This is a genomic window from Marinagarivorans cellulosilyticus (assembly GCF_021655555.1).
GTDB lineage: Bacteria > Pseudomonadota > Gammaproteobacteria > Pseudomonadales > Cellvibrionaceae > Marinagarivorans > Marinagarivorans cellulosilyticus.
Genome location: NZ_AP023086.1, coordinates 213,632 through 240,610, shown reverse-complemented (window position 1 = coordinate 240,610; position 26,979 = coordinate 213,632). Strand labels below are relative to the sequence as shown.

Below are 26,979 nucleotides of genomic sequence, written 5' to 3'. Positions count from 1 at the left end.
CTTTTCACTCATACGCTCAACTCTGGCTGAACAATAGAGCTTGCCTTTGGCGATTGCTCAATGATTTCACCACCTTTATATACTTTAAATCTGTCGCAGCCGATGCGTAGTTTGCCGCCTCGGCGCTCCAATAAACTATTTTGCACCTGCGCATGCGGCAGTATATCGGACAGCTGTTTACGGGCGCGATAGATATAGATATTCATGTGAGTATTATCCACACCCAGCTCTAGCGCAAGTTGCTCGGCATAAACCCATCCCTGGCTATTACAAGCAAGCCCGCGCGCTATGTCCTCTAAGCGGTGGCGCGCCAACAGAAAAAGTAAATAGTGGTGACTGCGCTCACCCAAATCAAATTTTTGCTGGTCTCGCTGCAAATATAACTGCGTACTTTCTTCATCCAAACTTAAATCAAAGACAAACTCAAATTGCGATATTTTATCTATAGATTGCATCCGGGCCTCGGTAGGACCATAGACTTGTGCGCGAATAAGCCGCCATTGCTGATTATCAAAGGTTACTGCGTCATCAGCGTTGAGTAATCGTGTCACTGGCTCTTCGTGCCCAGTAACCGGCTCTAAATACCATTGCTGATCCTGCAGGAACAATGTGAGTTCTGGGTTCTCTTCCTCGGGCAATAAATGATAACGCGCTAACACTACTGGTTGTGGTACTTGGCTATCGTTTAACGGCCAGAGCATATCTGCCGGCGGGCTAAGATCTAACACCTTAAACGCTGGGTCATTAGGCTCAGCTAAAGTAATATCATCACCCAGCACCAGCGGGCGGCTAACACCCTGAGCAAGAAAATCACCATTAACATATGTGCCATTAAGGCCTAGATTTTTTACATGCCAATGCTCATCACGCCACTCAATCGTCATGTGTAATTTAGAGATATAGGGGCGGTCTAGGTGAGTATCGACAATACTCGCCAACCGGCCAACGGTGTGGTGCGGCGCAAGAGGGATATAACGTTGTGTGTTTGCATCAAATAAAAATGCCATAGGTCATCCAGGTATAAAGTCGATACTGACGCTCGGATCGAGGGCTATCCTGGTCTGCCCTAGCAATCACAAAGTTAAACCGCAAGGCTTAGAACATCCTTAACAAGTAAGCTTTAGCGCGAGGCGCTAGATTGCCACAATAGCCGGCTAGTTTCACCCACTACGCAACTGTACACGGTATTTAAACTGTGAATTAAGTGGCCAACTATCCCACAAGCCAAAAATAACCGTTTTAACACCGCACGAAGTCACTCCCCGCCCCCATCAAATAAAACAATCGTTTTAACTAAGATTGCAAATACTCGGCTGATCTAAAAACACAAAAGCTATAACTTTAAACTCTACCTACAGCGCCGTATAGCCCATTAAATAGCGCTTGGCGTGCCTATACTTTGATAATCCATGCACACTTAGGGGCACCGCTAAAAATGCACTTTTCCTGCGATAGCAGCTTACAAGTTTCTCCTGTAAAACCTGTATTGCGTCCATTCATAGGCATTAGTTCCGCCCTCGACCAAAACGCCAACCGCGTTTTGAGTAGCCAATGGGCAATTCGTCGGGGTGAAGCGCATGGATGCTTTGGGCTCGTTACCCCACGTAAACTGCGGCTTTCAGCTTTGGCTTCCTCCGCGGCGAGTTCCTGCGCCGTTCTAATAAGGTACACCCTGTACCAGTGCGTGGCTCTACCGGCTGAATCCATTCAGTCGTCTGGGCGGCATATCCTTGCTGTTATAAAAAACTTACTATTTTTAGAGATGCCGCTAGCGTTACTTATTCAATCCGTTAATCGTTTTACTCGCCACTTTACAAGGCCTCTCCATATTTGGTTTTAAGTATAACCACACACAGGTAATAACTATTAGGTATGGAGTAATGTTTAAAGGAATACATACACAAATAGTATTCGCACTGTGTGCATGCTGGTGCAGCCTTGTGTGCGCAACAGCTATGGCGAAAACCGCGCAGCCGCCGCTGCGCTTTGACCATCAGGTATTCGACCACGGTGCCGATGTAAGACGCTTAGGCGGCATTAATCGTGTAATACAAGACCACCAAGGTTTTATGTGGTTTGCAGGCTCTTCTGCTGGGCTGGGCCGTTATGATGGCTCTGTTTTGAAACTGTACCAACATGACCCTAACGACATTACAAGCGTGCCCGATAACTTTGTTTGGGATATAGCGATTAATAGCCAAGGACACTTATGGGTTGCCACCGGCCGCGGTATTTGTGAATATAAAAGAGAAAGCGATAGCTTTTACTGCCCACAAAGTTTTGCGGGTAGTAAAGCTGTAATCCGTGGCGCCAGCGCATTATTATTTGACGACCAAGACCGTTTATATGTGGGAACCCACACCACACCTTACCGCATTGACTTCAACAACAATACACTACAAGAATTTGACCTTAGCACTCGCAATGGTGAAATGCTTTTAAATAATACCGTATGGGATATAGAGATAGGCCCAAATGGTAATATATGGTTCGCCATAAGCAGGCTGGGTATTGTAAGACTTTCACCTTCCGCCAAGCACGCCGAAATTATCCAAACATCCTGCAAAAAAAAAGCAGCACAACAGACCACTTTCTATACGCTGGCTTTTGATCACAGCAACCACCTTTGGGCAGGCACAAACGGGGGCGGCTTATGCTGGATCGACCCGACCAATAACGCGCATGAAAAAGTATTTTGGCCAAACACCTTATTAGGCGGCAGCCATAATGCTGTGGTTCGAGATTTACACGTAAATAATAAAGGTGAAGTTTGGGCTTCCGTTGGCCACCAAGGTATATTGGTATTCGACCAAAACAAGCAATTACTTGCACACCATACCCACTCGTCTGGTAGACCATCGTCTATTCAATCCAATCAAACTCGCAGCGTATTTGAAGATAAAAATAACGACATGTGGATAGGCCTTTTTCCTTTTGGGGTCGACTTTATCGACCGTTCACGCGAACACATAAGAACCTATAAAAATAACGCAATGGACCCAAAAAGCCTAAGCAATAATGCCATACTCACTGTTTTTGAAGATAGCAAAAATAGCATTTGGGTGGGCACTGAATTTGGCCTAAACCGATTAAATAACGACGGAACATTTAAGCGCTTTATCGCTGAACCTGGGAACCCTCATCGCCTACAAGCCAATGCCATTTTGAGTATTGCTGAAGATCAAAATGGTTTTTTATGGGTAGGTACTTGGAGCGGCGGCCTCTATCACTTTGACCCCGACAGTGAAACATTCAAGCACTATGGGCCACAAGCCAACAACCCAAACAGCCTAGGCGATTCGTTTGCTTGGGGGGCTTTTATCGATAGCAAAAACCGTTTGTGGGTAGGCAGCGAAGGAGCGGGTTTACAGCAATACCGCAAAGACTCCGACGATTTTGTACATTATAAAAATAATAATGGCCAAGACAATGCCATCAGTAATTTGTATGTACTGCATATTACTGAAGATAAAAAAGGGGATTTATGGTTAGCCACTTATTACGGGCTAAATCACTTCGACCCAGAAACCAAAACATTTACCTCTTGGCAGGGCGACAAGGATGACCCGACTAAACTTAGCAGCTCCATTATTAAATCGTTGTTATACAGCACTGATAATTACCTCTGGGTTGGCACACACGATAACGGTTTAAATCGTTTTGACCCGAATACGGGCGCAGTTTTACGAATTGGGCTTGATGAAGGGCTGCCTTCGTCAACAGTATCGAGCCTGCTAGAAGATAACGCCGGCAATATTTGGGTAGCAACCAGCAACGGTTTAGCGCGCATTCACCCAGAAACATTTAAAATAAATATCTATTCAGAAGGCGTTGGGTTAGCGGGCATTAATTATAATCGTAATGCGACACTCGCCGCGCGTGATGGCACGCTTTATTTTGGATCGACCGAAGGGCTTACGGCAATGGCGCCTAATGCTCTTACATTAAAAGAAAGTTGGCACCCTATACATATCACAGAATTCAGAGTTTCGAATAAAATCATTAATATTGGTAAAGACTCAATATTAAAAGAAAGTACACTAACCAGCGATAACATTACACTTGAGCATTCCCACGGCATGTTCTCGTTAGATTTTTCTGTTTTGAGCTATCGCTTTCCAGGTAATTACGAATATGCCTACCAACTTGAAGGTTTTGATAAAAACTGGCTTTATATTGGCCACCGTAATACCGCAATCTATACCAACCTTAATCCAGGCACTTACTCTTTTAAAGTAAAGGCACGCGTACCGGGGGAGCAATGGCAACAACGCGCTAGAACATTAACATTGGTAATCACACCACCGTGGTGGCGAACTTACTGGGCATATTGCCTATACACCCTACTATTTTTGGGTTTTATTTATGGCATTTATTGTATTGGCCGGTTAAAGCGTACATCCGATAATTATCGCCACCTTGCTGCTACCGACCCTTTAACCGGTATTTATAATCGCTCAGGTATTTTATTGGTGGTAGAGGCCTTACGGCAAAATAAAAACAATGATAAAACTCAAACCCAAGCAACATTGATTATCGATATAGACCATTTCAAAAAAATAAATGATACCTACGGCCATGCCGTTGGCGACCAAGCTATACAACACGTTGTCGATACGCTACAAAAAAATATTCGCAAAGAGGATTATTTAGGGCGCTGGGGCGGTGAAGAATTCATAATTTTAGTACAACTAGCATCGAAAGTAGCACTACAACAATTCGGCGATGATCTATGTCATGCAGTAGAAAATACCCCGATGCAACTCGACAATGCCACACCACTACAGCTAACAGTTAGCATTGGCGGTGCACTGCATCACACAAACGAACCTTTTGATAGCACCTGCCAGCGGGCCGACGAAGCACTTTATGTCGCTAAAGAATCTGGCCGTAATCGATTTTGTGGCGCCAACGACTAAAAACATCCGCTTTAAGCTAACGGAGTTCTAAGAAAGAACATTCATCAGCAGCTAACCACCACTTTTTTGATCTAGCTCGTCATTCCACAGTGATTGCTGGGTTATAAACAGCCTGTATCCCCAAACAACCTTTATGGGCATCTCTAAAAATGCACTATTTCCGCGATAGCGGCGTCAGCTCCGTCCTCGAGTCCTCATTTACACCACGTAAACTGCGGCTCTCTGGGCGGTGCTTCCTTGCTCTCACGCAAAAATTACTATTTTTAGAGGTACCCCTATGCGCTACCAAGGTCTATAGGTATTTTATGAAGTTTTTAACTCCCTTATTATTACTGGCCAGCCTTGCCGGTTGCGCTGGGGGCCCTCAAAGCTCTAGCTCTAACAGCAATAGCAGTTCTGGTACTGGCGAGAGCGTCGCCCATCAGCCCGAAGACCTTAGTTTTTGCTTAGCCCCTGCCGGCATTGTACTCACTGATATTGCCAGTGTAGTGGAATGGATTAACGCCATGCCCAAGCCGCTCACACTAGCCTGTTTTATTGCCAGCTTACCTCGCCCGCTTACCTACAATGCCACCGTGAGCACCTTTAGCGCACAGCCTTCGGTCGGGCGAGAGAACCCGCGTATTTTTATTAAAGAAGATAAGCTGTGGCTTTCCTTTGTGCCCCAAGAGCGTTCGCTATTAATAGAGGATTCTGTCACCGGAGAAACATCGTCTATTTGGGACCCAGATAATATTCAGCTGTTAGAGTTAAGCTACGAAGTGGAATCTAACCGTTTATTGCAGCAGTCGATTAAAGCCGAATTGGCATTTCCTGTTTTAGAACAACTTCCTGAAAAGGCGCCTTATGAAAAAGTGCCTATGAATACCACACGCACAGGCAGTATTTGCGGCGATTGCCACGGCAGTGAAACCATTGTGGACAGTATTGATGACATACCTGTGTTTCGTTCTACTATGTTGCGCAATACAAAAGCCGGAGAAGTAAGCCATGGCTACTTAGTCAACCAGTACTTGTCTTGTGACCCAGCCATAAATACTGGAGCAACGGCACAAAACAACGAATGGTATCGCTGCCAAATGCTAGAAGCCTTTTTAGGTCAAGGCTCTATGCTGTGGTCTAGCTTTCCAGAGGAAATATCTACCTTATAACTGACTAAGCCATAATGGGGACAATCTACCCTAACGTTGCATTAGATTTTGAGTTCAGGAGCTTTTAGAGTGGTATTTATAGCGTTGAACGGAGATTTTTTTGGATTGATACTAGTCACTCTAGGTGAGATCCAGAAAAATTGAGTACGACGTTAGAAATACTGCTATAGAAGCAGCGAAGCGATCCTGGTCCATAAGTTAATGCAACGTTAGGGTCTAAAAGGCTCCCATTTATGATTCACTACTCATCCAAGAAAACCGATGCTTTAACCGCTGTGTTCTTAATGCCGTTCGGGCTACGAAGCAATAGCGTACCCCAATCGCTAAGGGCATTGGGATTAAAGTTTTTAACAATATCTAAGTCTGTACAACAATCACTATTCCCCGACCAAGACCAACCCAAGTAGCCAATCTTTTGGGCTTTAGCTACGCGCAATATCGAACTGGCATCAACATGCTCACCTTGATGGCTAGCGCCGAACTCGCCTACAATTAAGGGCAAGTTTTGCTCGTTTAAAAAACGGGTCACATAGCTGTTAATTTTATTGTAATCCTGATAAACCTGATACATATGCACGCTAAATAACGTATTTTTCAGGGTGTCTGCGGCCGCTAATTGTGCTGCGTGCGACAGCATAATTTCGTTACGGTCTTGCCCCCAATTAGGGGCATCGACAATTAATGTATGCTCAAGCCCTGCCTCACGTAACGTTTTTATGGCTATTTGATGCTCCTTAAGCCAGAGCGCCTTAGGAGCGCCGTTGCCAAAAGGTTCGTTGGCAATATTAATTAGCGCATAGCTTTCTTCGCCCTGCAGCGCCTCTTTTATGCTTAGCCAATAGGCTGTAACTTCGGCAATTTTAACGGCTGATTTATTATCGCCATAACCCGTTGCGTCGTGTACCTCTAATACACAAATAAGGTGATTTCGCTTACAAGTGCTAATGACTTTTTTTACATCATCTTAGGAATTGCGCGCCCATTGGGCTCCGCTGGATAAAACCACGCGTACCGTATTAGCGCCCGCATTTGCAATATCCTCAATCGCCGATAAGTTCAGAGGAAACCACGCGTGGCCATGGTTAACACCGCGCATAATAAAAGGCTCACCATTAGCATCTAATAATTGAGTACCCTTAATAGAAAAGCCGGCATAGGCATTACTACATAGCCATAACAAGGCGACGCAACATGTGCACCATAATCGTTGCCAATTGGCTCGAAACCGTTGTTTATTCAATATAATTTACCCAGTAGATTGGCTAGACAAAATATGGGTATCGTCATTGTGAAATGACAATACCCATAACAGCATAGTCCCTAGAAACACACTTAACACCCTAAAACCGAAGAGAGTGGCTGCTTGCAAACGCATAACCGCTTATGCCTTTGCTATATGCCCATTCGACTAAAACGGCACCTCACCATTGCTCTCCTCCGGCAATGTCCAATCAGATATTCCCTGCATACATGCCATCCTTGGCAATAAAGCACCGCCCAGACGACTGAAAGGATTCAGCGGGTAGAGCGGCGCAGGAGCAGCATGTCGAGGAGCGAAAACCTGTAAGTCGCTATCGCGGAAAAAGTGCATTTTTAGAGATGCCCCTTAGCGCAACAACACCGTCACGGGTAAAGCTACTCGCGCCTAAACTTAGCTAATACCAAAAGTAAGGCGGCTCAGTCGTCACCTCTGGCTGGTTAGTAACGCCTTGATTATTGTCATCAACTAAGCCATAAAACAAACGATTATTTTTACTCGAGTAGACCTCTAAATCACCTTTATACACAGCACTACCAGAAGCCGTTAAGTTGGCGCCGAACCAGCCCATAGGGTAAAACGTAGAATATACACTAGCATTATCAATAACATTGAAACTCGCTGCACCGTGATGTGGATTAGGCTCGACACCTAAAACGGTTAACGCCCCCACAATCGCATTATCGCTAACCTCGCCATTAATAATGGTCGCATGATCTTCTATGCGGGCATTGCCAGCCACACGGCCACCCAAAATTTTTGCATAAGGCCCAACATACACCGAAGCAGGAGTAGCCGACGGCGCGCAACCACCGCCATTAGAATGCCGAGCGGTTCCTTGTGGGCAAGGCGATAATTCCCCATTCACAAAACCTTGAGGCCACGCGCCATTAATTTCAACCATATAAGGGTAACGGTAAATACTTGGGTAAGGTGTGCCGTCAGCCGGCTGTTGCCACGTAATTTTTTGATACTGTGTTGGCGCGGCCAACACCACTAAAAACACATGCTCACTGCCAGTTAAACAAAAAGTTAACTCACCCTTACTCGCGCTTTGCAGTTCACTATAACGAGGATTTTCTAGGTTAGAATCTGTTGCCACTAAACCCCAGCGCCAGCCAGAATTAGCACCATCTTGCTCGACGCCTCGAAAATCAACGGTAACAGTTTGCGCGCCGTCTTCTGGATACAAACGGGTAACATTGTAGCCCCAGCGTTGCGGAGCCCAATAATACGGCGAACTAAATCGGCGACTGCTTTGCCAATTATTATCCAATGCCTCAAGTTGTGTTAAACGTAAACGGCGCTGGCTATAGGCCGTATTGTTAGCTGTGATTGGGCCATAATTGCGGCGATAAATCGCCCCCTGATCGGCACCATTGGGGTCGCGATAATCCCAAGTCACATTGTGCAACGCCCAGTCACCAAACAAGTCGTTTAGTTGTTCAATATTCCAACCCTGGTTAAACATTAATTTTTGAAAGGGGTCGCGCTGACCTGCGGGTGCCTGGCTTGTCCACATGGCATTTACAGTACTTGGGCAATGTTTATCTTTAATGTATTCAAACAATTGCCAATTGCAGTAACGGTTACGGGTATTGCCATAATGTAAATGCGCGCTATTTGCTAGCATCTCAGAACAATGCACTTCATCTTTAAAAATTTGATGCGGCATCCAATTGGCATGGCTTTCGTAAATCCAACAATCGCCACCACCAGGGCTATTACAGTCGGCAAAAGCTGGCGTTAAGGATTGCACGCCATGCATAAATTCATGCGCTAAACCCCATTGATCTTTGGCTGCGCTGGGGCCAACCCACATACCGGGAATACTAGTACCTTGGTAATCCCAAGCACCGCCCCACAGCGGAAAATCGTTATCAAAATGAATTGTGGTTTTATATTTTAGTTCCGACTGACAGTAGGGTTCTGGGAAATTAATCGACGAATTAAAGTATTTATCCCAAATCATTTCCAATGTATTAGCCGCACCTTGCGCCCCAGCAATATCTATATCGGTACCGTCTTGCCAATAAAAAGCGAAATGCTCGCTTTCATAGCGCAATGTTTGGCCATCACTCCCCTCAGGGGTTACCTGCCAAGTGCCGCCGATGCAATCGTTTGTAGATATTGTGGGGCAGCTATCTGCCCACTGGGTTTCTGTACTGCCAGCATCACAGGCTTGTGCAGCACTGGACGATGCCGCAGACGATGATGGCAGTGACGAAGACTGTGTAGAACTTACCGTCGACGACGATGTGGACTCTGTAACTTTTCCGCCAACACAGGCCGTAAGAATAAAAAATGGACTAAGGCAAAAAGCAACACGTACTAGCAATGAATTCTTAGTCATAACTTAACTCACCTGTGTGTAGAAAAATAATTTTACATTCGCCGTCTAATAAATACGTATTAAATAGCTAAAACAAGTTCAGGCTCTGGGGTGCTGCAAGACATTGGCTCTTGTACTGTCGGTGGCAATAATGTCCACTCGCCCTCTCGATCTGAAGCACCATCTAATTCGCTTTCAACAAGGGACCTACGTTCCAATATAAAATTGCGAACTTTATCAACTTCACGTTCATCGGCGTTTACAATACCCGCTAAGGTATTAGCCATAGCAATCAACCCACTTTCATCCCATACGGTATCTAAAATTTCTAATAACCGAAGGTCGTAATTTGCACGAAACTCTGCAGATTGCCACAAGCGCTGAATTAACGAATTACCCAAAAGAATTGAAGCTGGCGTATTATCGTTACTAGTAACAATATATTGCTTTCTAAACGTTTGATCAGCCCCCCAAGGGATAAAATACAACAGGTTATCGTCAGGGTTGTGATAGAAGTAAACATTATTCTGGTAACCAGTAAAACCATCTGTGTGGCCAACAAGCGCCTCAATAGCGACGAATGTGATGAGGTAATCCATATTAATCACTTTGGCCATTTCTGCCCATAAGTTATCATCGTTGGCATTCATAGCATTCACCACCGCAACTAATTCTGCGCGGTCGGTTTCATCTTCATTAGTTTTAGCTTCAATATATTCAATGCGCGATTCAATAAAAGCGCCATCGCGCTGAATTTCGTATAAGTTGCCAGATTTATTGCCAAAAGTACGCTTTAAAAATGGCTTTTTAATGGCCTCTACATGGGAATAAACACCAAGGCTTTGCCCCTCGACAGATACGTTTGCAAAATTGCAACGTGGTGCATGTATGCCCGCAAGGTTAAATATGTGGTATGCCAAACACTGTTTAATCGTAGATGCGTCTTGTTTATTGTTATTCAGCGTAAAGCGTTTTTCACCAAATAGCTTGCGTCCATCGTTGCCTTCACCTTTTTCAAGGTTAATTTTTAGACTAGGGCGATTAGAGTCAACAGAGCCAAAGGTGCCTTTTTTCGTGATATTCACATTTTCTAGAAGGTGCCCATCAATAGACGCCGCACCATAAAATTCACTGTATTCAAAACAGGGGTCGACAGGACCAAAACCGCCATCAATACGCCCCAAATTACTCTCGCGCCGCAAACTGTCCCAATCGCCATCAGGAAAAGACAGCTCTATATTTAGCACTTTATCTTGCTGAAATAAATCTTCTTCCATTGGTTCAGGTTGTGCCATATCGGCATCGGAATCAATATCAGTGCCACCACAAGCCACCAAGCCCAACGTTACCATGATCAACAGCAATGCATTGCGATAAGGTCGTATTGTTACCTCTTTACAACTTTTTATAATTCCTAATAGCGCCATGAAAATTCCCAATAAAATCGGCAATTATACGTTTTAACGTTATTTAAAATGTGACGGAACGCGCCTTCACTCACTACCATTCAAAGGCGGTTAAATAACCATCACCATGACAACATAAATACATAATTACATTAACGGAGCCCCAGCCTAAATGCGTTAATCTAATCGCCCACTTCCGTATTGCCCTGCAACGCTTAATATAAACCTAAAAACCGCAGTTGAGAGTCAAACAGATTGTAAAATACCAAAACCAAAGCCGGCACTTACGCAATAAAAAAATATGCCTAAGGAAGGCCCAAACGGCCCAGAAAATAATACGACGGTTTGCGACCGGCTCGTTCAATATTTGGGAGAAGCTCGAGCCTCCTGAACAAATACCCCAACCAAAATAGGCGCCCGCATAGGCGCCTATTTAAGCCACTATTACTAATACCTAGGCCAGCCCTCATTATCCCAATTTAAGGCACTAATCAACACCGCAGCAAATTGGTTTTGAGAGGCAGGGTAAGCGTGGCGGATAATAAGGTTGGTATTAATAATATCTTGCCCGCCGGGGCCGATCCAAACATCATTGCCGCCATCAAGCAGTGAGCCACCGCCATTTAACATATCGTTGCCATTTTTATCCAGATACGGGCCGGTAATTTTTTCCGAGCGGCCGTAAACAATATGGTAGGTGCTATCTACGCCGGCGCAACAGCGGCCAAGCGAAACAAATAAATAATAATAGCCCTGCCGGTAAACCACATCAGGCGCTTCGATACCGCCATCTTTACTGGCAATGGAATAAAGTTGGCCCACCGGCTTCATCGAAAGTGGATCAAGGCGGGTCAGTTTAATGCCCGAGTTCCAAGAACCAAACGTCATCCAAGGGTCGCCATATTCATCCACGGCTAAGTCGGCATCAATAGCGTTGAAATTATTCGAATTGTTGGAGCTAATAGCCAAGCCTTCATCGCGCCAATCCCCCGCTGCCGCACTAGTCGCCGACAGCAATCCAATGGCAGATACCCGCGAACCAAAAGTGGACACTGAATACCACATCCACACGCGGTCACCGTAACGGTCAATTTCTGGCGCCCACACATTGGCAGGCTCCCAATCGGGTACGTAATTGCGCCACCACGAAAATTCACCGGGCAGAATACGGCCGGTATCGCGCCAATTTCGGCCATCGTTTGATGTTTTTGAACCGATCCAGTCGGCGGTAAAATACTGGTACCAAGTGCCATCTTCTAAATACAAAGTGGGGTCGTGGGTAAAGGTATCGCCCGTCATCTCCCAGTGGTTTTCTGCCCCGTTAGTTTCCGATTTATCCTCTACGGGGCCATCGACAGCCCCTAAAAAGTTTAACTGCCAAATTTGGTTGGCCGCGCCAGTCGGGGTGTTTTGTTCAATATTGGCGCCATCATCCGCACTGGCGGCCACAGTTAGTGCTTTTTCACTCAAACGGTTAACCAGCTGTACCGCGCCATCACCTAAATCCAAAATACGCCAAAGCTGCGAATCCCCCTGCCAGTAGTCGTACTGCACCACATTGGCAGCATTGGCGGTGCTCTGCTCAAAAATCTCTAACGCCTTACCGCTTTGAACGCTCACGATCGAATAATAACCTTCGATCACCTCGCGAATAATCCAGCGCTGGTTTGGGCCGCCCAAGTCAGGCCACTGAATCACATTCGCGCCATCGGCATTCGACGCATTGGCCACCTCTAACAATTTACCGCTTAAGCGCGATGCCAGTGTGTACACACCGCGCTCAAGCTTAGCGTCCACCACGCTAGCGGCACTCGAGCGCGGCACGCTTGATGATGAAGAAATACTCGAAACACTACTAAAAGTATTGCTAATAGACATGGCGCTGCTGGCTAAGGAAGCGCTAGGCACAGAACTAGCCGCCGCTAACGCACTGCTGCTAGCCAACGTACTACTGCTCGACACCGCAGCGCTACTGGGGCTCTCAGTTTCGCCGGTACAGGCACTGATTGTTGCGGTTAAAGCACCACAATACGCTAATCGCGTTAGTAACTGGCATGCCTGCGCACTCAACATTTTCATAAAGCCCCTTAATTATTTTTTACCGCTCGGCCCAGGCTGACTAACACGTGCTTTTTTGGCAGGGTCGATGTATTCACACAGGCTAACCACTTTTCAGCCAACCCCAATACGGAAATAGGAAGGGCCATCATAAGAGTAATGGCCGAATAAATCTGAGGTGCGTGTCGCCATTTACAGCGCTAATAATGTACCGCCACCGGCCCATACATTATTAAAAAAGGCACCAAAAATTCCCGCCAAAGGCACGCAAAAGAAAAGCTAGCTACAAATACTGATATTGCGCATTGCGTCTTATTTTTACTTTAAAAAAAGGCTTACCCCTGCGTTTATCAAGCAAAAACTAAGCGCAAACGCCCCCGCATTAATCCCGCTTTAAAATTCGTACCCAACTTAATAACGGATCATCATCTATACCAGTATTGGCGGCGCTGCGAAGCACGTCGACGGTAATTTCGCCCTCTACATTATCCAAAACTTGGCTAAGTACGGCCTGCCCATTAATCACAAAGTTTTGCTCGATTAATTGCCCGTTGATTAGAATATCCTGTAACCGGTTGACGTTATCCCAAGGGTCATAAAAACCGAGTAAAACTTTATAGCTGCCTTTTTGGAGCAATTCAAAGCGGTATTTTAAACCTTGCCCAGCTTGATCTTGCTCGTCTGTCCGTAAAGTGCGCCATACATCGCCACCTTCGTCTTGCTCCCAAGTCGCTGTGTTCTCATACCCCCAAGCTAAGCCACTGTCTGCATCCCGATTAAATGCTTGATCAGCTATGGAGTTAAGCAGGCCAGCCGGATGTTCTGCGCTGGTAATATTTCCCGCATTCACAAAATACTGCAATGTATAGGGTTCTGCCGGTAATGTTGTATTGCCAGAAACCAAAGTAACAATGCTGCGCGCGGGAATATTCACGGTGCTGCTGCCATCGACTATCTCATAGGCGGTCAGGTCATCGTTAGCCGAGGTTACATAGGGAACCCACTCGGAAACGGCATAATCGCTATTTAACAATTGCATCGCCACGTTTTGGTTTTGCTCGCTATAATTTACGAATACCAACACAACACGGCCAGATTCCGCATCGTGATAAGCAGATGCCATTAGCGACTGAGCCTGCTGCTCATACGATAATTGATCGTCCCGTAACAACGCTACGCGATTCATACCTGGGCGAATAAAACGACTATATTGACCGAGTGCCCAAAGGGTTTTGCTGGTTTGATAACCTTCGTTTTCATTTTTACTGACATACACCAAGCCATCGTTATAATTATAAGCAGACACCGCCAGCCACCATTGCCACGAGGTTGCATTGGCCAGTGTTAAGTCGTGATGAATGACCCTTGCGGTATAAAGCGCAGGCTCTATGCGTTTAACATCTCGGCTGCCCGCAACTTCTGGGTTATCCTCTAAAACGCAATATTCCGACATCCAAAATCGGGTACCCGGGTAACGACGTAAATTATTAGCTATTGCTTGGCGCGTCGAAATTAAAGTGCTTACCGGCCAAGTGGTAAAGTAACTATGGCCTGCAATTTTATTGGCCACACTATTCAGGTTATTTACGCGATTAACACTGCCATTATCAAAAAACTCTGCCAACTGGTTGCCGCGCTGGTCTCGGTTTTCATAAAAGAAATTAAGCTGGGCCGCTTCGGGAATTTCGATTTGCGTATTAATGCCCTGTGCAGTAATTGCTGAATCCAGCGATTTCACCAGGTTTGCAATTTCGCTATTGGTATAGGGGTTACCTTCCTGGCCATTACTTTGCGCCCAATTCCACTGGGGTTCGTTAACGGGGCTAATGTAATCGAAAGCAATATTGGGGCCCTCGGGGTTGGCGAAGTATTTCCAGACATCCACTAAAAATTGCGAAAAACGGTCTACATTATTTGCCGGTAAATTACTGGTGCCTCCCCCTTCGCCAAAAGCATTGCCATTGCGTGTTAGGGATATTGGCGGGCTATTGGAAAAAGCCACGTAATGTTCTACGCCATGCGACTTTGCCAACTGCATAAACTGCTGCTGCCCTTGCTGCTTACTCCAATCATAACTGCCATTTGCGTTTAAAAATGTTTCGGATCGTCGCCAGGTATCGCTAATATTATTCTGGCTTGCGCTACCGGCGCCGATATTAAATCGCCATAGCGATAAACCAATACCCGCTGGATTATTCGCATCATCCAGCTCCGTAGAAAATAACAACTTGGCAATATCCGGGGCGCTTTGCCACAACCCTACATGCTGAATACTCCAAGCATCCGATGCCCCAAAACTTTCTATTTTTTGCTCAGTTGATGTTACATCAATGGTAAAGGTCACATCCGCTGCTTGCTGGCTAGTGAGGTTACCGCCAAAACCCGGCGCCACAAGTGGCAAGATATCTTCCGCCACAACAGGTTCTTCAACCGTTACGGATGAAGCACTGGATGAGGCCAAATAAGCCATACTACTGGAGGAATAATCACTAGTCGCACTGAATGAAGATGCCCCCTCTACAGAAGAGCTACTGTCATTGACAATAACCTGGCTAGATACCGCACTGGAGCCTCCGTCACAAGCCGCAAGCAACGCAACTAAACTGAGGCCTGAAATTACCTTACCGATATTTTCAGCGAAAAAATAATGCAAACCTGTGTATTGCTTCATCATGAAAAGAGCCTTTGTTGAATAATTAAATAATGCGCCGGCAGGTGCCGCACGCATATGATGCCTGTCGCAATCTTATCGAGCATCCTCAATATAATCGGCTAGAGCTACACCTTGCGCACGTAATTCGTTTGCGATTAATTCACTAATTTGTACCGCGCCGGGCGTATCAAAATGGGTATGATCGTCGCAGAAAAAATTACCCACGGCGCCCCCCGTATTGGCCGAAACACCTCCTCCGGCTACTGGGCAAAATGCCAGTTGGTTATATAAATCGGTGCCTAGTTTATGTAAATCTAAAACCGGTATATTCAGCTCTTGCGCGGCAGAAAATGTTTCTGTTATAAAACCTCTGCTAGCCACAGCGGTACTGCCGCTGCACCTCACCGCTGGTGCCGGTGTAATAAATACGGGATGCGCGCCGCGTTTAATGGCCTCGTTAGCCATATACAAATATTCTTCTTTAAAAGCATTACCGCCAACATGCCTTGGGCAAGTACGCGAGCCATCGTTAATACCAAACTGAATCAATAAATAATCACCAGCCTGCATTTGCGATAACGTAGTCACCCAACGGTTTTGTAATACCGGAGAGCCATCGTTATTTGTCGCTATTCGACACTCACCATTACTGGCCATTTGATCAGAAACATCATAAAGCCAGGTGCGCACGCTACGCCCACCAACGGCATAATTTTGCACTGTCACTTTGTCATTAAAATACTCGCCAATGGTTTTCCCCCATCCTACCGGGCAAGGCGTGCGACCATTGGCTACGGTTGAATCGCCAGCAATCCATACGGTTATCGGTGGGAGTTTAGGACACATACCTGCAGCGACCGTTTGCGCACCGGTAATACTGATCGAATCGATATTGGCCAGCCCTGCAGCTTCCAAAGCCTCTAGGGTAATAATATTTACTCCCGCAGAGAGAAAAAGGCTTGCCTGTTCACTTTGCCATTCGGCCCAAGCCGTGGTCGAAGAAAAATCTAAAGCCGCTGTTTGTTCACCGGCAGCAAGGCGCGCTGGCCTTGGCTCGGCACTGCCATTCGCGTAGCGTATCGCAATGGGATAATTACCCGCGCGCTCCAGTGTTATGGCCCATGTCAGTTTTACACCCGCCGAATTTACACCGTTGGCATAACCAGGCCCTTCATAACCTTGGTGATCCGATTCAATCACACCACTAAATTCACAAAATGCGCGATCGCCTTCTTCAATGGTAGTCACCACGGTATTGCTTACTGAAGACGAACTGGCAGGTACCTGCGAACTGCTTACCGGTAAAATGCTCGAAACATTTGCAGCGCTAGACAGACTTGGGGCGCTGCTAGTACTCGAAATAGCAGTCGAACTCGCAAGGCTGGACGAAACTACCGAAAGTGATTGCGATGAACTACCTACCGAATCCCCTCCGCAGCCCAATAACCCCAAGCTTAAACCAGAGCAAAATAATAAGGTCGTGTAATTTTTCATCTTTCTTCTCTCGATAGTAATCTAGATTGTAAATTTTTAGTGCGCACTAGGCCGAATACCCTGCGTATTTCTATTATTTTTCAGCCTTCATTTTATGCGTAAAATGTGGATACAATACGGAGAAAAATGGGGAGGCTTACAATTTGTGAAGTTCGACACACTCGATAAATGGTTTTAGCTTTCAAAAAATAAAATTAATCTATAAGGCAATACCTCAAACGGTCTTTTGATATAAAAATATCGACGCAATAGACAGAACTAAGAAACGTAAACAACCACCTCAAAATTATTATATTTATTATCTACCCAAAGTTAAAAAGAATTATTGCTAGCATTTCTAGCATAAAACCCTACTAAACCCTAACGTTGCAATAGATATTGAGTTCAGGAGCTTTAACCTAAAAACCGCAGTTGAACCATCAAAGTCTACGCATCCCCTTGGTGCACCTGACGCGTGATAAAAATGATTCATCACCAATAAGGTGACTACACATTTTTACTACACGCCATGCACACCAGCGGAATACGCATCTTTTTGACTCTCAACTGCGGTTTCTAGGTTTAAGAGTGGTATTTATAGCGTTGAACGGAGATTTTTTTGGATTGATACTAGTCACTCTAGGTGAGATCCAGAAAAATTGAGTACGACGTTAGAAATACTGCTATAGAAGCAGCGAAGCGATCCTGGGCCAAAAGTTAATGCAACGTTAGGGTAAATATTAGTAGGGATTTTATTATCGGTATCTGGCCACTATTTCACTACAGACTATTGAGGTGATATTGTTAACGAATCCAAATTAGGCGGGCCGTCTGGGCTATTACCAATAAGGGTAATGGTATTTTCTCCTGCCGTTAAATTAAAGGTTGTGGCTTCTGTTGCCCATGAAGTCCAGCCGCCTGTCGTCGAAAAACTGGGGCCATATATTTTAAACTCACCATTAACCGCTAAATCCGTAGGGCGAGCCGCAGAGCCACCGTTAGCAAAACGGAATGCTGCATTGTAAGTACCATCGTTTGGCACCGAAACAGTAAATTCTATGTATGTATGCTCGTCATTACTGCCATTCACATACCCTGTTCCCGTATAACCAGTATGCTCGTTTTCTACAACCGCATTATAAAAACTTTGATTTTCGGCTTGATAAGCTACCCCGTGCACTAACGGGTCTATAGTCACTGTTAATGCATCAATATTTGGTGCACCTGAATTTCCAGCACCAATCATACGAATGGTATTACTGCCAGCCAATAAATTCACACTAAAGCTTTCGGTATTCCATGTCGCCCAAGACCCTGTTGGAGTAGATGACAACTGCGGCAATTTAAATTCACCATTTATAGACAAATCTATAGGCCGATTGCTACCAGTACCATTAGCATAATGCGATGCCAATGAATAATTGCCATCACTAGGCACCTCTACAGTGAATTCAACATAACTACCTGCTACGTTATTAGTATTCACATAACCTGTACCAGTGTAGCCCGCATTGGTGGTTTCAAAAACCGCTTGCGACCAAGTTTGCTCTTCCGCTTGATAAATCACATCAGCAGCACTAGCCGGCATAGCCAAGCAAGCCGCTATTGCTGGAGCCAACAATAACGATGTACTTTTAAATATTATTTTAGAGTCGTTCATTTTAAGTCCTTAATAATTTAATGTATTTACTAGAATGTGCTTACTAAACAGCAACGACAAAAACATCCCAGCCAGATCAGTTTATAGCAACCAACCTTGGCTGGGCCTTTAATCAACCGATTACCTACGGTTGGTTAATTCTTTTACAAAAGAATTAAGGTGTGCGCTAAAAGTCCTAGCGTGCCATATTTAAAACGTAGTTAATAATGAACTACCACCCCATCCATGTTGAGTATCGAGATATTGATATACTATCCAGCAACAACAAGTGGCTGCTATTAAAGGGTTGATATTGCGATCCGTAGATTCTGATTCTAATTTTATCGTGTCCTTGTTCGGCCAGAGCATTAAAATCGTAGCTCGCTTGCTGCCAATCTGGTGATCTATGGTTTGAAACGCTGCCTTTTCTAATCCAATAGTCAAAGTGCCAAATACCGTCTATCTCTACATCTAAATACAATGAACCAGAACTCTCACCGTTTATAAAATATTTGAAATATAACTGTGCATCTTCCGGGTCAAAAAAATCACTTTCAAAAATAGCTGAACCTCCCCATGGATTCGGGTCAATCCTATAAAAATACTCGCTACGCGTATTAGGCGGGCGAGGATAGTTAGCTAGCTCCCAGCGGCCACTTCCTGTTTGCCCTAGAGTTAGATTACTTGCTATGTCAGCGATATCGATAAGCACTAAGCTGGGCGTTAGTTGAACTTCTGCATTCACACTAAGAAAATAATCCCTTGGATAAGACTCAAACCCCGAAGAGGTTTCGTGCATAGCACTAATATAGTAAGTACCGGCACTCAATTGCCGCGTAATTCTTGCGTCGCTAGCTGAGAGAGGAGAATTGGTGTTGTCTGCTATTACATTATGGCTTGCGTCTGTCAGAGTCAGCCGGGCATCGGCTTCATCAGAGATCATATCTATTTGAATTTCTTGGCTTTCGGTCAGAACCATCTTATACGTTTGTGAATATACAAATGCAGCCTCACCAGCACCCAAGGTGCCATTCACCTGCTGTATTCGTTGTGTTGCGCCGACAGCGCATTTATTTTGTGGCGAGGTGGCGATTGTGTTACCTCTTGTGCGCTGGTCGGAGCACTCGCCATTAAAGCTTTCGGCAACACCTAAAGAAATACTTGAGGCTTTGGGTAGGTGTGTTTTTAATTGCAGCCCAATGTTGCCATTATAGGCAAGCTCTTCCAGCTCGGGATCTAATACACCGGTTGCCTGATCGCTGTTATAAATTAACCAGTGACTACAACCGTTGCCTGAACCGACACCGATTCTGCCGAGTATGTTTTTGTCAACAATTTGCCTGTCGTCACTATAAATGGCTATAGGCTCCCCCTCTAAATAACAATCGGAGAAGGTGCTGTTTAAAGCAGTATTTCCTGCCAATATATTGTTGTAAAACGACCATCTCTCAACGCTTTGCTGCTGTTCAAAATACAACCCACCACCCTCAACTGATGCATGGTTAGCATAAATAGTTGAATGGGTTATACCTGCAGCACCGTTAAATCCATTAGCAATATATACTCCTCCACCCTTTTTCGCTGAGTTATTAGTAACAGTAGAAGCATAAAGCCCCGTCTCGGCTTTGGTGTATATTGCACCCCCGTGGCAACCGTGATTGTTTTCGAATGTACTTCTATAAATTTCATAATCACTGCCGTCGGCGGTAATTGCCCCGCCCCAAAACTTGGGCTCTGGCTCACCGGAAGGAGGACATGCTTCAGCGCTGGAATATTCAGCAGTGTTATTGTAAAAATAGGAATCTGTAATTGACTGTTGATCGCCGGCATAATGCCAAAGCGCAGAGTCACTATTACCCGTGAATATAGAATGCTCGACGATCAGCTTTCGGCCGATAAACCTTAGTCCCCCACCACCTAAATTATCCGATGGGTTACCATTTTTAAAGGTTACGCCCTGAACGTAGAGAGTTAAAAGCCCGCTTGCGCCTTCACCAGGATTATTTTCATTCGCTCCATCCGCAATAGCACTAAAAATACGCGTTTGATCTTGACCATCTAAAACAAAAAATTTTGCACGATCAAGGGCTCTACGATCTGAAGCTCGCTCGATATGTGCTGAATAGGACTCACCTGCCCTACTACTATTGGGGTTGTTTGATACACGCCCAGCACCAACCAAGCGTACCTTACCTTTTGTCAGCGTTAATGGGCTGGTGAGGTAATAGGTTCTTTCTTTAAGCTGAATTTCGTGCCAATTGTCTTCATCCGCTTCTGCTGCATTGAGGCAGTCCTGTAGGGCGGTTATGCTATCCGCGTAACAAGTTTCTGCGGCGGTATAATTCGCTTGCAATCCTGCACAGGCCAATAGGCCAGTAGCGGCAAAACCCCTTAATACAGTTTTTCCCTTTAAAAAAAATTCTTTTTTATAAATACTATCGATCATTTTTTAACTCCTTGTTATTAAATTAAAGTACCTCTTAAGTTAAACCAATAGGACGCGCCTTAGACTACAAACGTCCACCCTATTTATTCTCGTACTTTAAGGCTTGATAAGCCCTAATTAATAAAGAGATTATCTGCACTATGCTGCACGAAAAATCCACGCAAAATCCTTAAAAATCTAAACGCATAAAAACGGTACTGTCGCTACCTAGAGCTGCCCGAAGCATGGGTTAGCAATGCTGCAATAACATAATCCCGCGCCGGTATATCCGGTGGTAAATGAGGTGCGATCTTTAGGCTAATATCATTTACACTTAGCTTTCCATCAATGAAGGCGAACACACTATGAACTTCGCGGCTTGCCGACGCCGGGCATTGAATATGTGCCGGTATAGGTAAATGAGGCAAGAGGATCCATGAATATTTTTCCTTCGCGCTGCGCTCTAACTGATTATTTGCTTTTCGCGAGGAAAATAACCATATTTGCTCCACCCTATAGCGGCTACTGTTTGGGCAGTAAAGGTACGGGGTGGAATACGATTGATCAGACTCTATTGTAAAGCCGGCAGTTTTTACCAGGCTTCTAATTTCATTAGCCCCGTACTTTTGCTCGATGGGTGTATTGGGGCCGTAAAGTAGAGGGCCGCTGTTTATCCAAAGCCCTCCTGGTTTCAGTAAGTAATCTAATAGCCCTAAAAAATCCCTAACATCTTCACCGTTAATATCAATAAACCAAGGCGTTACGATTAAATCGAAGCTGTGTTTTTTGAGCGGAACACTCCAAGCGTCCGCCATCAGTGGAAACCAGGTGTCAGCTAAATGTGTATTTTTTGGGATGGGAGATAAAGGCCAGTAACGCGTCTGCTGAGAGTCAATTGGAGCGTGTTCTTTGCATTCAGAAAACTTCATGGGGGAAAGCTTTTTGATCATCTTGTCAGCAATCAAACTCAATAGCGGGTTCATATCAAGCGCAACAGTAGCCTTTGGCTGAAGGTGCTCATGAATATCCCAGCTTAGCCGCCCAGCCCCAGACCCAAGGAATAAAACATTATCGAAGGCCTCTCCATTATTGAGAATTTCAATTATTTTACCGGATGCAAGGTTGTTTTCCGTGTTTTCGAATTGCGCTATTTCTTGATCACCCCAACACCAGTCTCTAAGAAATAACTCATGATATTGCGCAAGTCGACCTACCTGCCTAACGTCGCTATTCGCATTCAAGGCCGGACTAACGCCTACAGACTTAAAAAGATCGATGATTGATTTCTGACTGTAGGTATTGGATTTAGCGTGCTCGTCCATTCTACTTTTTGTTTCGTCAACCAAATACGGAAGCTTTGAAATCGAACGTATGCCGTCGATACTTTTTTGCCCTTGCTGCTGAAGTAAGCCCAGCTGTTGCCTCCAGTTTTCAAGCTCTTCTATACCATTCTCAAATATACAGGGTATACCCCCGAGCGAAAAATAGGTGGTTAAGCATCTGGGACATTTAAACGTTTTTTCGCTTATTTTCGCTGAGAAATCACTGCCGCAATTCGGGCAACAAATTAAGTCAATAATGCTATCTATGTAGCCTTCATTTTTCATTGAGTAATACCGACCTGAGGCTCCATAAGCCACTGAAAGCTAGCGGGAATTAATAAAAATAATTAGTTTTTTAGAATGGATGAGTTACTGCTCTTTGAATAAGTATATTTTTATCTAAAATCGGTGCCTCTAAACTGAGACACCGATTACTTTTACTATCTTAAAATACCCGCCAATGGCCCCGAGTTAGGCCTATTACCCATACCATTATCCATAATGCCAAAGGCATGTTTAATACTGGTTAACAGCTTGGCGTGGTCTTGGCGATTGCCACGACCAAAGTCAATATACTGACCAGAATCCACGCCCATATTGCGCCCGCCGATCACTAAATGAGGAACATTGTCGGGGCTGTGGCTATGCGCAATACCCATTTCTGAGCCCCACAAAATAATTGTGTTATCCAGCATGGTGCCATCGCCTTCTGGGATCGCTTTAAGGCTATTAGCAAGGCCCGCTAACTTTTCTGACCATAGTTCACACATCCACATCCACTCGCCGTAATACCGGTGATTGGTGCTACTTGCTTGGTGGTGAATATGATCGTGCCAGCTATCGCGGGTCATGGTACCGGCTCTAAAGCCGCGCAGACGATTGTAGTGATCACCCGAAAAGCCCACTTGCATGGTCATAACGCGAGTACGGTCGCATTGAAAGGCAGCAGAGGTCAGGTTCATCAGGTTAGTTACACCATTAACTAACGACTGTTCTTCTCGAACCGTGTTTCTGTCTCCAAAGAGTTCGATATCTTCACAGATTCTGACTTGACTTGGCGGCTCAATATTGGCTTTAAGCTCATTCGATAAGGTTAGTAGTGAGTCAATATGTTGTTCGAGTTTGGCGCGCTCGTCGTAGCCCAAATAACTTTGAATTTTTGTTAAATCTTCTTTAGCTACATCAAAACATTTGAGTCGTTGATCCAATGAATTGGATTGCGCGCCCGTGACTGTTGTAGGGCTGGCACCATTAAAAATTCGATTATAATTGGCGCGAGCAGACTCCTCTGGGTCAATCCGGCGGCGAGGGCCGGTGTACGTCATCAGAGATCGCATGTCATTATTTCGGCCGCCATATAAGCCTTGAGCAATATACTCAATCGGTGCAGCGTCCGCCTGGCCCCGAAGGCTTCTAGCAATAACCTGATCAAGCGTGATATCACCGTCATCACTACCCGCCGCGCTATAGGCGGTTACCATTCCTCGCTCGTGGTGGTTACCGCGTGAGGTAGAGTGCCGCATATTCTGTAAAAAAATACAGTCGTCTTTCAATGGCTCAAAAGCGGTATTGGGCCTGCGTAAGTTGTAGTTTCTGCCGGGGTTTGTCGGGAACCATTGCGGTACAAATGAGCCTGCTGCGTTAAAGATAACAAAACGTTTGGGCTGATTATTTTGTGCAAACAAGTTTCTGGATCTTAATAGTGGCGCCAAGAGTAAGCTGCCTGCCGCCGATTTTAATAGTTCTCTTCTTGGAAGTTTATACATAATAATTATCTCTCTTCAGAAGCTCCGCGAACTGGCGCGGAGCTAAGGGAATATGTTTAGCGCGCACGAGTTAAGATGCTTTCGTGTGTTAACAGCCCAACAATCACATCACGAAGACTGTCGTTAACTTCTAGATTGCCTGCTATCAATTCGGTCAGGGCTCTAGGCGTTTGGTCTGAATCCATGCCGCGGTAAAACTGATAGGCGTGCGATACAAAACACTCTCTGACTTCTGGCTGATTAGAAAAGGCAGTACTTAGTTCATCTATACCGTTAACAGGCATGTCGAAATCCGTTAAGTAAATCTCCCCTGAGGCATCAATATCGCCACCATTGTCAACCGTGCGGTAACGGCCACAGGCGTCCATATGCTCCAGAGTAAAGCCCAGTGGATCCATTAATTTGTGGCATCCGCTACATGCGGCATCCGTAAGGTGCGCTTGAAACACGTCGCGATTAGTTATTACGTTCGGAGCGGATCCAACTTCGCCCAACATGGGAACATTAGCTGGAGGTTCTGGAAGCTCCTGGCACAATAGTCGCTTGCGCATAATGACACCGCGCATGACTGGAGACGGCGTTGAATACTGTGCGTGCCGAGCAGCAAATATGCCGCTACTCAGCACACCTTTACGCTGCGGGCCTACGCCGGCAGGATCGTTATTGCTTAGGTAGTACTCGCGCAGCGCACCAGTTGGCTCGGGTAGTGCAGCCGTAAATAGCCCCTCTAAGCTACTATTGATAGTCGCGTTAGACCTTAAAAACTGCTCCAATTCGCCCTCGATGGCGTCTTTTGCTGCGTCAAAATTACCGCAAGCCACGTCGGAATGCTCGACACCGGGCCACTTGCCTTCGTCCACTAATAACCAAGCGCGAATAAAGCTGTGTAGGCGTTCTGTAACGTCAGGCTGGGTTAGCATCTCGTTAATCACAAGGCGAATCGAGGCGATTGAATTTAGTTCGCCATCTCTCGCGGCTTGCATTAGCTCATCTGTTGGTGGTTTGCCTGTAAGTGCATAAGAAATAAGGCTGGCAACTTCGTAGCCGGTTAACTGCGTTGTATCGCCTTCAACTATGTTTGCGTTGTTGCCTATTTCCGTGCGATATAAAAAGAAGGGCGAATTGAGTATGCCGACAATCACTTGGCGGTACCGGTCTAGACCCGTAACATCTTCTGCCATAACGAGGTAGCGGTCCGCTTCTTGGTTGGTTAAATCTTTACGGAACGCTCGCGAAGCAAAACTGCGCGTAAACTCAGTAATACAGGCCTCTTGCCCTAGGTTACAAGGGCTCATGGCGCTGAGTTGTGCTTCACTTAAGCCGCTGGCAATCGCCTCACTTTGCTCGAGGAAATAAAGGGCGGTTGGCTGTGACACAAATAGATGATCAGAGCTTGTGTAGTAATGCTCATCATCAGAAACATCGGTAAATCCTTCCATCCAGCCATAGTTAGACGGTAAACCTAGTAGTTCTGTCAGTGTGGCGCGGTATTCGGTGGCAGTAAGAAGCCATGCGCGCGTTTTGGTCGGTGCGATGGGTTCTGCCGGCCTTTCGGGGTTAAATTGCTTTTTCACATAGTAGGCGATGTAAGCCGCACATTCAGCGTCGCACGCTGATGGATCCTGTTTAGGCATGGTTGATTCAATTATGTCGGCCAGTGCATTGTGGTCACTGCAGAATGTACAACCGACGAGACCCTCATGGTGTGCTCCAACGCCATCATCATTAATACCGTGGCAATCTACGCAGGCAAGCGCCTCGTCTTCATAGAATTGCTTACCGATCAGAAATGGATTTTCAGCCGGAGCCGTAACACCAAACATGGCACCTTCTACACGCAGGCTATCAATCTGAGCACCACTTTCGCGCCGAAGCAGTTTGAGGGTATAAGTTTCGCCAGCGACGGCATTATTCCAGCTACCCAGTAATAGCTCCTCGAAGCCGTTTGTTGTGCGGCTATTTTCCATTAGCCACTCGTCTGACAAGCCCTCGATTTTAATAAAGAAACTATCGCGCTCCTCGTCGCGTAAATTAAGCGTGGAATAAAGTGCAATTGTGGTATCAGAGGCTGTAATGGTGTAATGCGCCTGTCCTGTTGCGTCGTCAACCGCATCGTTATTTCTTACGCCTTCGGCAACAATAAAGGTGCGCTCGCCTTCGCTTTGCACTTCAAACGGAGCGAACATCTCTTGGTTTTCGTGAGCTTCAGCTTCTATCGTGGGACTAGTGGTAACTACCGGATCGGAATCAAAAATGAAACCACCACCCGAGGAGGAGCTAGCAACTACGACTGGGGTTGATGACACCACCGGCGCACTTGAAGTGGCCTGACTTGAGACTGCCGGCATGCTATTTGTGTTGCCACTCGGGGTAGAACTGACGGCATCGCTTGAACTTGCAACGCCCCCATCGCATCCCGCTATCGCCATTGCCGCGGCTGCCAGCAAAATATATTTATAACTTTTTTTGATCATACAATTCTACCTTTATTAGCATTAATAGATCCGACATACCCTGCTGGTCAATATGTACACTCGCAGTACGACAATGCCTTTATTATTTTTCGAGCTATGCAAT

At 45.5% G+C, this 26,979-nt stretch carries 15 protein-coding genes and 1 pseudogene; 3 read left to right on the top strand and 13 right to left on the bottom strand.

Annotation, left to right across the window (positions count from 1 at the left end):
• Positions 1–8: 8 nt before the first annotated feature.
• Positions 9–1,007, bottom strand: coding sequence for an FHA domain-containing protein (locus MARGE09_RS00885; RefSeq protein WP_236985487.1), 999 nt, complete (start codon positions 1,005–1,007; stop codon positions 9–11).
• 948 nt (positions 1,008–1,955) lie between these two features.
• Here MARGE09_RS00885 and MARGE09_RS00880 point away from each other — a divergent pair.
• Both MARGE09_RS00880 and MARGE09_RS00875 read left to right on the top strand, forming a co-directional pair.
• Positions 1,956–4,919: a ligand-binding sensor domain-containing diguanylate cyclase gene (locus MARGE09_RS00880; RefSeq protein WP_236985486.1), complete on the top strand. Its 2,964-nt coding sequence runs from the start codon at positions 1,956–1,958 to the stop codon at positions 4,917–4,919.
• Positions 4,920–5,224: 305 nt separating this feature from the next.
• The gene (locus tag MARGE09_RS00875; RefSeq protein ID WP_236985485.1) at positions 5,225–6,070 is read left to right on the top strand and encodes a hypothetical protein; all 846 of its coding nucleotides are present in this window, start codon (positions 5,225–5,227) and stop codon (positions 6,068–6,070) included.
• Between the two features lie 241 nt (positions 6,071–6,311).
• On the opposite strand, the pseudogene MARGE09_RS00870 reads toward MARGE09_RS00875, so the two are convergent.
• The 7 genes and pseudogenes from MARGE09_RS00870 to MARGE09_RS00840 form a co-directional block, all read right to left on the bottom strand.
• Positions 6,312–7,019, bottom strand: a pseudogene (locus tag MARGE09_RS00870) (glycoside hydrolase family 5 protein); the annotation flags it as partial.
• 15 nt (positions 7,020–7,034) lie between these two features.
• Entirely contained in the window at positions 7,035–7,250 is a 216-nt protein-coding gene (locus MARGE09_RS00865; protein ID WP_236985484.1) for a glycoside hydrolase family 5 protein, read from the bottom strand.
• A gap of 475 nt (positions 7,251–7,725) precedes the next feature.
• Positions 7,726–9,681, bottom strand: a complete 1,956-nt coding sequence (locus tag MARGE09_RS00860; RefSeq protein WP_236985483.1) for a DUF6055 domain-containing protein — start codon at positions 9,679–9,681, stop codon at positions 7,726–7,728.
• 59 nt (positions 9,682–9,740) lie between these two features.
• A complete protein-coding gene (locus MARGE09_RS00855) occupies positions 9,741–11,087 on the bottom strand; it encodes a CotH kinase family protein (protein WP_236985482.1) in 1,347 nt (448 codons plus the stop codon).
• Between the two features lie 426 nt (positions 11,088–11,513).
• The gene (locus MARGE09_RS00850) at positions 11,514–13,145 is read right to left on the bottom strand and encodes an RICIN domain-containing protein (RefSeq protein ID WP_236985481.1); all 1,632 of its coding nucleotides are present in this window, start codon (positions 13,143–13,145) and stop codon (positions 11,514–11,516) included.
• Between the two features lie 361 nt (positions 13,146–13,506).
• Positions 13,507–15,798, bottom strand: a complete 2,292-nt coding sequence (locus MARGE09_RS00845) for a glycoside hydrolase (RefSeq protein WP_236985480.1) — start codon at positions 15,796–15,798, stop codon at positions 13,507–13,509.
• Between the two features lie 72 nt (positions 15,799–15,870).
• Positions 15,871–17,025, bottom strand: a complete 1,155-nt coding sequence (locus MARGE09_RS00840) for an SGNH/GDSL hydrolase family protein (protein ID WP_236985479.1) — start codon at positions 17,023–17,025, stop codon at positions 15,871–15,873.
• Between MARGE09_RS00840 and MARGE09_RS00835 the strand changes: the two genes are divergently transcribed.
• The gene (locus tag MARGE09_RS00835) at positions 17,015–17,263 is read left to right on the top strand and encodes a hypothetical protein (protein ID WP_236985478.1); all 249 of its coding nucleotides are present in this window, start codon (positions 17,015–17,017) and stop codon (positions 17,261–17,263) included. The two genes, MARGE09_RS00840 and MARGE09_RS00835, sit on opposite strands and share 11 nt — an antisense overlap.
• A 774-nt stretch (positions 17,264–18,037) precedes the next feature.
• Here the strand turns inward: MARGE09_RS00835 and MARGE09_RS00830 are convergent.
• From MARGE09_RS00830 to MARGE09_RS00810, 5 genes are all read right to left on the bottom strand, one after another.
• A complete protein-coding gene (locus MARGE09_RS00830; protein WP_236985477.1) occupies positions 18,038–18,910 on the bottom strand; it encodes a carbohydrate-binding protein in 873 nt (290 codons plus the stop codon).
• Between the two features lie 211 nt (positions 18,911–19,121).
• Positions 19,122–21,335 (bottom strand): right-handed parallel beta-helix repeat-containing protein, encoded by a 2,214-nt coding sequence (locus tag MARGE09_RS00825; RefSeq protein ID WP_236985476.1) that lies wholly within the window; start codon positions 21,333–21,335, stop codon positions 19,122–19,124.
• A gap of 203 nt (positions 21,336–21,538) precedes the next feature.
• Positions 21,539–22,921, bottom strand: coding sequence for a class I SAM-dependent methyltransferase (locus tag MARGE09_RS00820; protein WP_236985475.1), 1,383 nt, complete (start codon positions 22,919–22,921; stop codon positions 21,539–21,541).
• Positions 22,922–23,076: 155 nt separating this feature from the next.
• The gene (locus tag MARGE09_RS00815) at positions 23,077–24,402 is read right to left on the bottom strand and encodes a DUF1552 domain-containing protein (protein WP_236985474.1); all 1,326 of its coding nucleotides are present in this window, start codon (positions 24,400–24,402) and stop codon (positions 23,077–23,079) included.
• Positions 24,403–24,458: 56 nt separating this feature from the next.
• Complete coding sequence (locus tag MARGE09_RS00810) at positions 24,459–26,876, bottom strand: DUF1588 domain-containing protein (protein ID WP_236985473.1); 2,418 nt, start codon at positions 26,874–26,876, stop codon at positions 24,459–24,461.
• Between the last annotated feature and the right edge of the window lie 103 nt (positions 26,877–26,979).